11 protein-coding genes are annotated in these 14,017 nt (G+C 46.3%); 2 read left to right on the plus strand and 9 right to left on the minus strand.

The window, feature by feature from the left end; all coding sequences use genetic code 11:
- The first annotated feature begins 39 nt into the window (after positions 1–39).
- Together DES29_RS08260 and DES29_RS08265 are read left to right on the plus strand one after the other, a co-directional pair.
- Positions 40–840 carry a glycosyltransferase family 25 protein gene (locus tag DES29_RS08260; RefSeq protein ID WP_113854730.1) on the plus strand — a complete coding sequence of 267 codons (801 nt, stop codon included), beginning with the start codon at positions 40–42 and terminating at the stop codon, positions 838–840.
- Positions 841–842: 2 nt separating this feature from the next.
- The gene (locus DES29_RS08265) at positions 843–1,817 is read left to right on the plus strand and encodes a glycosyltransferase family 9 protein (protein WP_113854731.1); all 975 of its coding nucleotides are present in this window, start codon (positions 843–845) and stop codon (positions 1,815–1,817) included.
- 270 nt (positions 1,818–2,087) lie between these two features.
- On the opposite strand, the gene dnaE is transcribed toward DES29_RS08265, so the two are convergent.
- From dnaE to DES29_RS08310, 9 genes are all read right to left on the minus strand, one after another.
- Positions 2,088–5,495 carry a DNA polymerase III subunit alpha gene (dnaE, locus tag DES29_RS08270; protein WP_021995389.1) on the minus strand — a complete coding sequence of 1,136 codons (3,408 nt, stop codon included), beginning with the start codon at positions 5,493–5,495 and terminating at the stop codon, positions 2,088–2,090.
- A gap of 100 nt (positions 5,496–5,595) precedes the next feature.
- Entirely contained in the window at positions 5,596–6,693 is a 1,098-nt protein-coding gene (locus DES29_RS08275; protein ID WP_021995390.1) for an FAD:protein FMN transferase, read from the minus strand.
- A gap of 116 nt (positions 6,694–6,809) precedes the next feature.
- A complete protein-coding gene (locus DES29_RS08280) occupies positions 6,810–7,139 on the minus strand; it encodes an FMN-binding protein (protein ID WP_005432403.1) in 330 nt (109 codons plus the stop codon).
- Positions 7,140–7,339: 200 nt separating this feature from the next.
- Complete coding sequence (locus tag DES29_RS08285; protein ID WP_021995391.1) at positions 7,340–9,409, minus strand: glutamine--tRNA ligase; 2,070 nt, start codon at positions 9,407–9,409, stop codon at positions 7,340–7,342.
- A gap of 124 nt (positions 9,410–9,533) precedes the next feature.
- Entirely contained in the window at positions 9,534–10,544 is a 1,011-nt protein-coding gene (gene rfbB / locus DES29_RS08290; protein ID WP_021995392.1) for a dTDP-glucose 4,6-dehydratase, read from the minus strand.
- Positions 10,545–10,549: 5 nt separating this feature from the next.
- Positions 10,550–11,404, minus strand: a complete 855-nt coding sequence (rfbD, locus tag DES29_RS08295; protein WP_279016137.1) for a dTDP-4-dehydrorhamnose reductase — start codon at positions 11,402–11,404, stop codon at positions 10,550–10,552.
- Complete coding sequence (gene rfbC / locus DES29_RS08300; RefSeq protein ID WP_113854732.1) at positions 11,404–11,967, minus strand: dTDP-4-dehydrorhamnose 3,5-epimerase; 564 nt, start codon at positions 11,965–11,967, stop codon at positions 11,404–11,406. The genes rfbD and rfbC overlap by 1 nt, the downstream gene beginning before the upstream one ends.
- A gap of 3 nt (positions 11,968–11,970) precedes the next feature.
- Positions 11,971–13,110, minus strand: a complete 1,140-nt coding sequence (locus DES29_RS08305) for a glycosyltransferase family 2 protein (RefSeq protein ID WP_113854733.1) — start codon at positions 13,108–13,110, stop codon at positions 11,971–11,973.
- Between the two features lie 10 nt (positions 13,111–13,120).
- Positions 13,121–14,011, minus strand: a complete 891-nt coding sequence (locus tag DES29_RS08310; RefSeq protein WP_021995675.1) for an NAD(P)-dependent oxidoreductase — start codon at positions 14,009–14,011, stop codon at positions 13,121–13,123.
- Positions 14,012–14,017: the final 6 nt, after the last annotated feature.

A 14,017-nucleotide genomic window follows, 5' to 3' on the forward strand; every position in this document is an offset into this window, starting at 1 on the left:
TTCATAACGACTTTAGGAAAATGAACTGGGTCTAATATTATGGAATGTTATGTTATTAATCTTGATCGTTCTCCGGATCGATGGGAGCATATGCAAAAACAACTCTCTACCATTAGCACCCAGCATACATCCTTAAAAATTCAGAGAGTTGTAGGAGTAGATGGATGTAAACTTACGGAAAATGAAATATCATTTCATCAACAATCAGCATTCAGTTTATCAAAAATTGCTTGCCCAAGAGATCTTTCAAAAGCGGAAATTGGATGTTATTTATCACACAAAAAATGTTGGGAAAAATTAATAAACTCATCGAGTGACTGGGGACTAATCCTTGAAGACGACATAACAATTTTTCCATCTGCATCTAAATATATTGAATCTCCTTCATGGATACCTGAAGGAATTGATCTCGTCCAAATATTTATACCTACCAACCCTTGGCTTGCTCTAGTAGATAAGAAAAATATCAAATTACCCAACAACGCAACACTTTATCATCCACTCAAGCCATCTCCTATTGGTTGCTTAGCCTACTTCATATCTAAGAAAGCAGCAAAAGAAGCTATTGAGCGCAGCCAAAAACTAAGCATGCCGGTTGATGAGTTTCTTTTTTCCCCTCTCTCTGCTTTTGCCAAACATCACCCTGTTTGGCGCCTCAATCCCGCTGTAATATGCCATGGAGAATTTCAATCAACAATACAAGCCAAAGACTGCAAAGATCGAAATGCATATGGTAATAATTATATTGCTAAATATAATCCCTTAAGGTATATTCTAAGGCAAAAATACAATATTAAAAAACTATTTGCCCTAAGACAGACTTTCACCATCGAACAATAACAATGAATATCGCCATTCTAAACTTTACCCATATAGGGACATTGATTTGCAATTTACCCTTAATAAAACGGATAAGAGAAAGGTATCCACAAGCTAAAATAACATTATTTACATGCCGCAGAAATGGTGTTATAAATGATATTATATCTCAACAATATGGAGTAAGGACCATATGCTTAAATCATGATTTCACAGGATTCAAACGATATGTATCAATAATTCAATTAGCCTGTAAATTCTATAAAAAATTTGATATCGGCTTCTGTGGATTGGAACCGAGAAAAACCGACCATATTGCTCTTGCCTTACTTTGTAAGGAAAGCTTTGCATATTGTGAAAATAATTGGCATAGCAAATTAATCACTCATCAGATTCCATTTACAAAAATGGACTACTCATACCTTCATCAATCTCAATTCTGCGCTAACGTAGCCCCTCCCTCTACAACAATATTACCGGATGAGTGGCCTGTCTTTCACTTACAATTCAACAAGAAATTATTAAAGCATAAATTTGTGCTGCCTGAAAATGAAATACTAATTTATTATTCCCTCGAGAATAATAGGGAAACAAGCACTCTGTCGGAATGCAGGTTGTTAAAAATTATACGCGCATTAAAGAATATTATAACATTTAATTTAATAATCAATAGTTCAAAGCCGATTCCGCCCTCTTTAGTTAAAAAATTAACGTTGATAACAAATACCTTCCCAGTACAAACTAAAGAATTTCCTGAATTTCTTGAACTATTGTCAGTTTGCGATTTATGTCTGCTTGGTGATGGAGGCACTTCTCATATAGCAGCAGCATTGAATATTCCAGAAGTAGTACTTTTCGGAGCAACTTCGACAACAAATTGGCAACCTTTATCAAATAAATCAGCGATATTATTTGACCAATTTAATGTCAATAACATTCCAATTGATGATATAGTTAATGCCATTCTTCAGAAAATAAAATCAGCCCCCTCCCCATAAAGTCAAGAAAGATCGCAATAATTAACTACTCATGAATATCTATGACTTAGTCGAGTGCGTCAGCACTCTAAACCGAGCCACACAAATGACCAGAAAATAATTTCTTATTTTACATCTCTCAATTAAAAATCAGGTTAAATTGTATCAGTAATATATACATTTGTCACTCTAACAACTTTCTCGACAATTTACCCACCAAATAGCATTTATAGTAATCGATAAGATCATATTTAATACTAAGAAGAGCGTTACAATTTCACTCATTGCACCTCAAGTATATTCAACAGCCTTGCAACCAACCATTTTAATTAATCTTTTAACATTTTCTAAAGAAGAAAAAAATTGGACATTACCAGATAAATTGGCAGACCTGACGGTGATATTAATGACTGGGGAATGTCCTTCTACATTGGAATGTCGTTGCTGTAAAAATGAATATGTCTTCAGTGTATCAACGGAATCCACGCATATCGTTATTGCTTTTAGCCGAGCGCAAACAGCATCATCTGCTGACATAATTTCTTCTGGATAGATAGTCACCTTCTTAGAAAAATCATCATATTTTGGCCTTCCCTTGACCCAAACAGCCATCTTGGGCGCAATCCAAGTCTTCAGTGTTGCCCAAAGATCCGAAAATGCGAAAAACTCTATACTGTGTGTCCCATCGTCAATGCCGACAACACCCATTACACCGCGTTTTCCATTGATTTGACGAATAGAAGATATAACCCCGCCGACGCAAACGTTCTCTTTGCTGACCTGAAGCTCATCAAGAGGCATGCATCCGATTGCCCGGAGGTCGTCCTTATATTCATCAAAGAAATGACCGGAAAGTGAGAAGCCGAATGCCGTCATCTCTTCTTCTAGATTTCGACGGAAAGACCACTGTTCGCCCTCTACCCAATTGACGATCTTTTTAGTCTCCTCTCCGCCGAAAAGACTGTCTTGACCAGCGCTTTGACGTACAGCGGCGCCACCTTGCAATGCATTACTAATGTTGCTGAAAAGCTTGCCTCGATCTGCATCTGTGGAATCAAACGCCCCTGCACGTACCATGCTTTCAAAGATGCGAAAATTGACGCCTTCTACACGAGCAGCAAAGTCAAAAATATCTTCAAATGGTCCATTCGCTTCGCGCTCGGACACAATTGCTTCAACTAAAGCACGGTTGATACCTTTAATCGCACCAAGACCAAGCTGAATGACGTTTTCTGTCGGCACGGAGAAGAACCATTCGCTAACATTCACGTCCGGCAGTCTGAAGTCCACACCGTTTGCTCGAGCGTCATCGATCAGTGCCTTCATCTTGTCACCGTCGTCCATCACCATGCACAAGTTGGCAGCAAAGAATGCCGCTGTGTGATGGACCTTGAGATATGCCGTCTGGTATGCAACATAAGAATAAGCTGCGGCGTGCGACTTATTAAAACCGTAGCCCGCAAACTTTTCCATCAAGTCGAAGATCTCTGTGGCAACCGATTCCTTTACACCTCTTTCTCCTGCACCCTTAATAAAAACAGCGCGCTGGCGCTTCATCTCTTCGACATTCTTTTTACCCATTGCGCGACGCAGCAAATCTGCGCCGCCCAATGAGTAACCGCCCACCACCTGAGCCACACGCATCACCTGTTCCTGATAGACCATGATGCCGTATGTTTCCTTAAGGACCGGTTCCATCCGGTCGTCAAGGTATTCAACCTTTTCCCGCCCAAATTTTCGATCGATATAGGACGGAATCAGGTCCATTGGGCCCGGACGGTAAAGTGCATTCAAAGCCACCAAGTCTTCTAGTCGATCTGGACGCGCCTGTTTCAAAAGCCCCCGCATGCCATCCGATTCAAACTGGAACACTGCGGCCGTATTGGCTTGCTGGAAGAGTTCATAAGTCGCCGCATCGTCAACCGGAATACGTTCAAGTTCAAAATGCTGCTCTGGATAGAGCTTGTCGATGAGTTCTACTGCTTTGGCAAGAATCGAAAGTGTGGTGAGCCCCAAGAAGTCAAACTTCACAAGACCAACGTTTTCCACGTCCTTCTTATCGAACTGACTGATAGTGTTTTCGGGACGCCCGTCGGAATTGTAGAGCGGACAGAAATCCGTGAGCTTCCCTGGTGCAATCAGCACGCCGCCGGCGTGCATGCCGAGGTTCCGTGTCAGGCCTTCCAACGGTTTGGCAAGTCGAATGATTTCTTTATATTCGTCATCGCGTTCAATTGCCTCTTTGAATTCCGGCACCTCGGCAATTGCATCGTCGAGAGAAATGTTCCGCCCCGGCTGCATGGGGATAAGCTTCGCGAGCGCATCCGTCTTCATATATGGGACGTCTAGTGCGCGCCCCACATCACGCACAACTGCCTTGGCGCCCAGCGTGCCGAACGTAGCAATCTGACTCACGGCATCCACACCGTAGGTTCGCTTGACGTAGTCAATCGTACGATCTCGGTTGTACTGACAAAAGTCGACGTCAAAGTCAGGCATGGAAACGCGTTCCGGATTCAGGAAGCGTTCAAACAGTAAGTCGAAATGAAGGGGATCCAAATCCGTAATGCCGAGCGAATAAGCAACAAGCGAACCCGCACCAGACCCTCGGCCTGGTCCCACTGGCACGCCATGCGTCTTCGACCAATTGATAAAGTCCTGCACGATCAGGAAGTAACCAGGAAACTTCATCCCTTTAATAATGCCAAGCTCATATTCAAGACGCTTGTCATAGGGCGGACGCTTTTCTTCCAAAACCTTTGGATCTGGATACAAAAACTCAAGGCGCTTTTGCAGACCTTCCTTTGAGAGCTGATCGATATAGTCGTCAAGCGACATGCCGTCGGGCGTCGGGAAAAGCGGCAATTGAGGCTTAGAAAGTACGCCGTCCAAATTGCATCGTTTGGCAATTTCAACTGTATTTTCGATGGCGGCCGGGATATCTGCGAAGAGCTCGCACATCTCGGCTTCGCTTTTCAAATACTGTTCCGGCGTATAGCGCTTGACGCGTCGCGGATCCTGCAGCGTGTAGCCCTCGGCAATCGAACAACGCACTTCATGTGCTTCAAAGTCTTCGGGCTTTAGGAATTGAATAGGATGTGTGGCTACCACTGGCAACTGCTCCTCAACCGCGAAGTTCGCCAGGCGAGCCGTGGCGAGTTCGTCTGTCGGACGACCGGCACGCTGCAGTTCAACATAAAAGCGGCCCGAAAATTGAGCTTTGAAGCGTTCTGCCGCTTCGTGAGCCAGCGACCACTTCTTACCTAAGAGCAAAGAGCCCAATTCGCCCTGCGCAGCGCCCGACAATGCAATGAGGCCTTCGGATCCGCCATCATCAAACCATTTGGGATCCACCAAACCGCGTGCTGCATCATTGTTCGTCAAGAATGCCTTGGTCAGCAGCACTGAGAGCGAATGGTAGCCCTCGTGATTCATACAAAGGACCCCCAGCCGGAAGGGTTTGTTGAGATCCTTCGGATTAATGACCTTTAAGTCACACCCAAGAATGGGTTTCAGCCCTGCCGCCAGCGCATGCGTATAAAAGCGCAGGCCGCCAAAAACGTTCATCAAGTCGCTGATGCCCACTGCAGCACCGCCGCCCTCAAGAACGGCATGGATCATGGGGTCAATGCGGACAATGCCGTCCGTAATTGAGTATTCAGAGTGGAAACGCAGGTGAACGAAACGTGGAGACGGCATCAGCGTAAAACAAAGAAAGGCGTGCAGAAATGAAAACGGCGCCCGGTTCCTCAACAGGCCTTGTTGAAGAAGGAGCGCCGCAGTTCGGAGGCAGTATGAATTAAGACTGCTTCAGCAAACGAATGCTCACTTCAGGGTCGTATGGCTGAATCTTATCGCGGAGTGCTTCACTTACAAGCACATCCTCCAAATTGTCCCTAAGGAGCACCGCATGCACGTCAGGGTGGGCAAGCAAAAACGCCTCAGCCTTCTCCCATCCCATAGCAAAGAGTGCCGTGCAAAGGGCATCCGCCCGAGCACCGTTTTTATCCACAATCGTCACAGATGCAATGTCCGTTGCTACTGGCTGGCCTGTTGTGGGGTTAAGAATATGCCCATAGCGATGGCCGTTCTTCTCGAAGTTGCGTTCATATGCACCAGAAGTAATAACGTTTGTGTCGCTCACCGCAACCACAGCAAAGTAGGCGCCGCGGCTCTTATCGGGACTCTGCAGACCAATGCGCCATGGCGTTCCCGGGTATTTTTCCCCCATTGCTACGATATTGCCGCCCAAATCAAGCAGCGCATGAGTTGCTCCGGCAGCCTTGAGTTTCTCTGCAAGTTTCTGTCCAATGTAGCCCTTAGCAATAGCGCCCATATCAACATTTTGGTCGCGGCCAATCTGCATGAACCACTTGCCGTTCTCCTCCGTCACACGGACGTGGCGATGATCCACTCGGCGAATCGCTTCCTTGATCGCCTCATCACTCGGCACATGATCGCCGCCGAAACCGATCTTCCAAAGGTTCACCAACGGTCCAATCATCGGCTCAAATGCTGAATGGGTCATGTCTGCAATAGTGAGCGCTTCCCGAGTCATCTCGGCGATTTCGGGTGTGACTTCCACCTTCTCGCCGGCATGCTTATTGACATTGTTGAGGGGAGAATCCTTATGCACACTCATCATGTCGTCAAAGCGCACCACCTCGTCCTCAACGATTTGCGCAAAACGCTTCGTCTCTTCTGGTGTCTTCCCAAAGACTTTGATCTGGACAACCGTTCCCATATGGAAGGTCGTTGTATCTAATTCGTATTCTTTGGCTTCCTGCTGCTCAGACTCGGCAGAAGCTGCCGTTTCTGCAGCATGAATAGAAAGTACCGGTAACGAGGCACAGAGCGCCGCAGCCGCGGCAATCCAAAAGATTTTTCTTGCAAACATCACGTATCAGAACAGAGATAGGAAGCTCAGACAACAAAAAAGGAGGACGCCGCAGATGCGAGAATCCTCCTTTTCGGATTCAGGGCTTCCGGAGAAGCCGCTGTCCTTAAGCCGAATTACTGGGCCTTGGAAAGGGCGTCCTTAACGGCAGCCTTGATGCCTTCGGACGACAGCGTGGCGCCGCCGACGGAGTCAACGCCTTCAACGCCGTTCTTCTTGACGATTTCCGGAATCATCTGTTCGATCGGAGCAGCGATGATCATTTCCGTTTCGCCGTGCTTGACGACCTTGACGTCGGCAATCTTGCCGCCCTTAACGTCGACCTGAACGGTGATCACGGATTCGCGGCCCTTGCCTTCACCCGTGTAGGAGCCATCTTTGTAGGTGGCAGCCTGGGCACCGACGGCGAGCAGAGCGGCAGCGGTAGCGACGATGATCTTCTTCATGATGTCAAATTCCTCGAGTATTTGTGTGCGGTGACTTGCCTGGAACTCTTTAAAACCGATTCCGGCAGAAGTCTTTGCTTCAGGAGCCGACAGTAAAAACCCGCCAGCTCAGCTGACGGGTCATATTATCACAGTGAAAAATGAAATCTACGGGTTAAATCTCATTTGCTGCTTAGGCCCCTCGCATTAATTCTTTCGAATTATTTCCCCCAAGAGTCGCGCAAACCCACAGAGAGATTGAAGACCGGATGTTCTGGAGCATGATCCTTACGATCAGCAACGAAGTATCCCGTACGCTCAAACTGGAAACGCTCTTCATTGGCTGCATCAGCAGTGCAAGGCTCCACATAACCCTGAAGAATCGTCTTGGAGTTGGGGGTTAGATGATCAAGGAACGTTCCTTCGCCCGCTTCAGGATTCGGCTCATTAAAGAGCCGGTCGTACACCCGGAATTCCGCCGCACGGGCTGTCTGGGCATCCAGCCAATGAATCGTAGCCTTGGTCTTCACGGACATTGAGCCTTCCGTGCCGGACTTGGTCTCGGGGAGATAATTCGCGTGAACAGCCGTCACACGCCCCTCTGCATCCTTTTCAAAAGACGTCGGAACGATCACATACCCGTAGCGCAAGCGCACGGGCTTAGCAGGAGAACCGTCCGCCGGCACCGTTAAACGACGGAAACCCTTTGGCGGCACTTCAGCAAAATCGGTTTCTTCGATCCAGAGTTCACGAGAGAACGTGATGCTGCGGGAACCCATTTCAGGCTTTTGCGGGTGATTCTCTGCAACAAGCCCTTCAGACTGCCCCTCGGGGTAATTGTCGATAATGAGCTTCAACGGTTTCATCACAGTCATACGGCGATGTGCACAGCCTTCGAGATCCTCGCGCAGGCACTGCTCGAGAACGCTGTAATCGATCCATCCGCCAGACACCTTTGAGATGCCGCAGCGCTCAGCAAACATCTGCATACTTTGAGGTGTATAGCCGCGTCGACGCAGGCCAATGATGGTCGGCATGCGAGGATCATCCCAACCATCGACATACTTTTCCTTCACCAGCTGAATGAGCTTACGCTTGCTCACCACAACATAGGTGAGACTCAGACGATTGAATTCATACTGATGTGAAAGCAGGAAAAAGTTGGGACGAATAACAGCAGAAAGCGCCGACTGAAGAAGCGGTGTGAAGTGTTCAGGATGATCTGTGAGCAGTTCAAAAAGTGCCTTGACTGAAGCGTCAGACACATCCGGGACGCCATTCGTCCATACATTGAGAATACTTGCAGCATTCTGCTCCACAGCACTTTGGCCGAGTTTTTCGCGAGCTGCAAAGCAAGCAGCGGCAAACTCAGCAGCTTTGGGATGCGTACTGTCCTTCATCTGCATGAGGATAGCCTTGGCTTCCTCGAACTGCGGCGTGCGCAGTACCGGAACCACGCGCTCAAGCGCCCAGTCATAGAAAGCACGCTGATCCTCAAATTCCAGAGTGCAAATGGAATGCGTGATTTCTTCAAGCGAATCTTCAATCGGATGCGCAAACGCATACATCGGATAGATGCACCATTTGTCTCCCGTTGCATGGTGTTCGGCAAAACGAATGCGGTAGATCGCCGGATCACGGAGATTCATGTTGGGACTGGCCATGTCGATGCGCGCCCGCAGCACCATGGAGCCCTCCGCATGCTTGCCCTCACGCATTTCACGGAAGAGTCGCAAGTTTTCTTCAATCGGGCGATCACGATACGGTGAATTTTTGCCGGGTTCCTTCAGCGTGCCGCGATTGTCACGCATTTCGTCTGCAGTCTGCTCATCGACATAAGCGTAGCCAGTGCGCACCAAATGCTCTGCAAACTGATACATGTATTCGAAGTAAGAGCTTGCAAAATAGAGATTTTTCTCTCCACCATGCTCCCACGTGAAACCGAGCCAACGTACGCTGTCAAGAATGCCGTCAACGTACTCCTGATCTTCCTTCACCGGATTGGTATCGTCAAAGCGCATATGGCAGCGCCCGCCGTAGTCACGCGCCAGACCGAAGTTCAGGCAGATGCTCTTGGCGTGCCCAATATGCAGGTAACCGTTCGGTTCCGGCGGGAAGCGCGTACGAATTTTGGCCGGATCAGGCACCCCATTGGCGGCCTGTTCGGAATAAGGCGCAGGATGCCCGCACCAGAGCCGGGGTTGATTCACGCCGGCAGCAAGATCTTCTTCAATAATGTTGCGGATGAAGTTGGTTGCGCGCCCAGTCTGAGCTTCCGTGATTTCACTCATCGCCGAATTCCAAGAGGGAAAAAATGAGGTTTCACCGCTTGGCGAACCTCTGATATTGAATTGTGTTGAATTTTTGATTTTACCGCCGTCAGATCCCTCATTCGGAGATCACGGCACATTTCAATCAAATTTCCCCTGCCGCCTGATACCGTGCGAGATACCACTCCACAGTCTGCTTCAGTCCGACAAGGAACGGCATTGCGGGCTTCCACCCCAGATCTCGTTCAAGTTTTTGCGCATCGACGGCATATCGGAAATCATGTCCTGGCCTATCGTCAACAAAGGTGATGAGCTCTCGGTATTGATGACCGCTCCATGGGTGCATCTCATCGAGCAGTCTGCATATTCCTTCAGCAATAGCCAGATTGCTTCGCTCACAATGCCCTCCCACGTTGTAACGAGCACCCGGTGCCGCTTGATGAAAAATCAAATCAAGCGCTCGACAGTGATCATTTACCCATAACCAATCACGCACGTTGAGACCATTGCCGTACAGAGGCACTAGGGTATGAGCCAAACAACGCCGGATGATCGTTGGAATGAGCTTTTCATCATGTTGCCAGGGTCCATAGTTGTTTGAGCAATTGGACAAGGTCACGTTCATCCCATAAGTTTTGGCGTAAGAACGAGCCATCAAATCGGAGGCTGCTTTACTTGCCGAATAAGGGCTGTTGGGAGCATAAGCACTATTTTCGTCAAAAAAACCGCTCTCTCCCAATGTGCCGAAAACCTCATCAGTCGAAACATGATGAAAGCGCGACGACGCTAACCGTCCCGTACGTTGCCAATACCGGAGAGCAGCATCCAACATCACAGTCGTACCGTGAATATTGGTGAACACAAAACGCATCGGATCAGCAATGGAATTGTCGACATGACTTTCTGCAGCAAAATGAATTACACCAGTAACGTCATATTCCTCCATCAAATCTCTGACAGCTGATTCATCGCAAACATCGCCGTGAATTGGAATGACATTCGACAATTTAGCTTGTCGAGGAAAAGCTTCTTTATTAGCAGCATATGTCAGCGCATCCAGATCGATCAAACGATATGCTGGATATTTTCGAGCGAAATACTCTACAAAATTCGTACCTATAAAACCGGCGCCGCCGGTGATCAAAATCGTTTCCATAACAATTAAGACTTAATTCGGCCGCACTGCACACAAGCCTCAGTAAGAGCGTCTTGCCATGAACGGGGCTTAATTCGCCAAGCCTGAAGACTTTGCAGAGACAACACACTGTAGTGTGGACGCCGTGCTTTCGTCGGATACTGAACTGCCGGGACTGCCTTAAGTTTACAGGTCGTTCCTATCTTTTCCTGGATTGCTGAGGCAAAGCCATGCCAAGAGGTCTCACCGGTATTTGTAAAGTGCAGCACCTGCATGGATCGCAAATGTGCGCCTTGCAGGTAAAGCTCTACGAGAGCATCTGCCAAATCTTCTGCCAAGGTTGGAGCACTGAACTGATCACTAACTACGTCGAGCGACTGTCTTTCGGAAAGCAGTTGAAGCATTGTTTGAAAAAAACTCTTCGTTCCTGCAATCGGTGAATACAAGCGAGAAGTACGAATGATGCAGCCACAAGCCTTTGAGGTCAAAAGTGCGGCCTCCCCCATTTGTTTACTGCGCCCGTAAACTGACATCGGTGCGGTTTGACTGTCAACCTCATACGGCTGCCTTGCCCTGCCGTCAAACACGTAATCAGTAGAGACATGAATGATGGGAATACCCGTATCCGTTAGATATTTTGGCGCGGTTGCATTAACCGCAATGGCATCCCTGGAGTGATCTTCGGCTTCGTCAACAGCCGTATATGCAGCACAGTTAATAATGCAGTCAAAAACACCAGGCCGGAGATTCTGAACGACTGCATTCTGATCCGCAATATTGAGCTCATGCCGATCAAACCCTAGTCCCAGTATTCCCCTTCGCTTAAGTGTTGTCAGCATAGTTTTTCCTAGCTGACCGGTTACACCAGTAATAGCAATCACTATGTAGTCTCAAATTTATGCAGAAAAACAGGATTCGAACAATAATATTCAAAATCTTTCGCCTTCACATCTTTCACAGATCTAAGAATCTTAGATTTTGGCACCATCCAATTTATATTTAACGAAGAATCGAGGGCATTTATAGCGCCTTCAAAAGACGAATTATAAAAATTATCACACTTATATAACACAACAGCACTTGAAGATAGCACAGAGTACCCATGTGCAAACCCTTTTGGTATATACAATTGATTCCTATTATCGCTTGTTAGAATAAACCTGTACACATTGCCATAATTAGGAGAATATTTCCTAATATCTACAACCACATCTAATATTTCCCCACTCACTACGCGAATCAGTTTACTCTGAGAGAACGGCGGAGACTGGAAATGCAATCCCCGAATAACACCATAACAAGATGAAACTTCATTATCTTGAACAAAAATATCATCTATACCAATTTCGCTTAACCTACGTTGATTATAGCTTTCCGTAAACGACCCTCTGCTATCAACCCATATTTGCGAAGGGTCAATCAATATTGGAATTTGAATAGCCATTGACTACACCACAATCCCCAAAAAACGATACTTAACAGCACCACACTCATCTATAAACTTAGAATATAGCGTCACTTTCCCAAAAAGCAAAACCCTCACTTTCCTTGCAGAATAAGAAATCTTCACAAATTGCGGAATACCAAAAGCATTAATGACGGTACTACTCAATCTTCTCTTAACTTCAATAAGACCTTTTAATATTAAGCGCGTCTTCCAGCCATCCCGCAAGAAAGTGGTAGCCTTTTCAATTAAAAATGGATTACTAAAACTTTGTGGCGACAATCCATTATTCTTAATAAAATTAGCCAACTCAGATTCCACAACCCTCCCAGCTGCTTCATCCAGAACAGAGTCATATTGTATAGAGCTCGAAAAATAAAGCGTATACGAATCTCTAATAAAATCTTCGCGCTTGCTTTTTTTAGCAAATGCCAAATAGCGTTTAGAAATTTCGAACATATTATAACTTCGTTCAAAATTTGTCATTTTTCTCATTAAACTTGCTTGACGACACCGGTAAAAATAGAGCGCATCTCCATCTACCCAAGCAACCCTTGATGATAAAAGGCAGTATTCCCTCCACCAAAGCTCGTCTTCATTATTAATATTAGGTGTAAATTTTATTTTTTCTTTATTAATAATTTGTCGTTTATATACCTTATTCCATACAACACTCATTATTGAATTCATCACATGAGGCGTAATAAGCGATGGGAATGGTGCGTTTTCATTACGAACTTTATATGGGGATATAACGGCATTGTCATACACTTTCACTACATTACAGCATGCAACATCAGCTTGTTCTTTTTCGATCGCATAAATCAGGCGTGCACAGTAATTATTGTCAACATAATCATCACTATCAACAAAGAATATAAATTCTCCTTTTGCATAACTCAATCCGGTATTTCGCGTATTTGAAAGACCTTTATTTTTATCATGTTGCAAAAAAATTATTCGATTATCTATTTTGCAATATTTTTTTACTACCTTTGCAGAATTATCCGTACTACAATCATCGACTACTATTATCTCAATATTACATATAGTTTGCGAAAGAACAGATCTCAAGCATTGATCAATATAGGGCTCGACATTATATACAGGCACAATTATGGATGCCAAAATAGATCTAGTCATACAACTTTATTTATAAACGAATAATTAAACTTGATGTATCCCACTTTCCTTTATTCATTTTCTGAATTTCTTCATAATATCCATCCACAATTTTAACAACATCTAGCTTAGTTCCATTTTTTTCGGCTTCTGCCAACGCAATCCCTAAGTCTTTACGCATCCAATCCACAGCAAATCCAAAATCGAATTTACCTTCAACCATCGTGGCTCCTCGATTGATCATCTGCCAAGAGGATGCTGCGCCGCCGGAGAGCGCCTTGATGAGTTTCGGCATATCTAGTCCTGCATGCATGCCGAATGCCAACCCCTCTGCCAGTCCCTGCACACATCCCGCTATGCAGATTTGGTTCACCATCTTTGCAAGCTGACCGGAACCCACAGCACCAAAATGCGTAATTTGAGCAGCATAAGCACGCATCACAGGTTCTGCTGCCGAGACATCCGCATTCGTACCGCCGCAAAGTACGGTTAAGCAGCCATTCTCTGCACCAGATTGCCCGCCGGACACAGGAGCATCCACCCACCCGATCTGACGTTCAGCCGCTTTCTGGGAGAGCTCTCTCTCCACCACGGCGCTTGCCGTAGTATGGTCTACAAACACACTGCCGGAATCCATACCTGCCAGAGCCCCATTTTCCCCCAACACAACGCTTCTCAGATCATCATCATTGCCGACGCAGGCAAATACAAATTGGGCTCCACACGCCGCTTCTCGGGGAGTTGAAGCGGCCCGACCGCCAAACTCGGCGGCCCATTTAGTTGCCTTGGCAGCAGTACGGTTGTAGACACATACATCTAACCCGGCTCGAGACAGGTGCCCCGCCATGGGATACCCCATGACACCCAGACCTAAAAATGCAACCTTTATGGACGGCATTTGCGGATAGTTTTTCTGCTGCATTACATA

The organism is Sutterella wadsworthensis, from assembly GCF_003315195.1.
In the GTDB taxonomy this organism is placed as follows: domain Bacteria; phylum Pseudomonadota; class Gammaproteobacteria; order Burkholderiales; family Burkholderiaceae_F; genus Sutterella; species Sutterella wadsworthensis.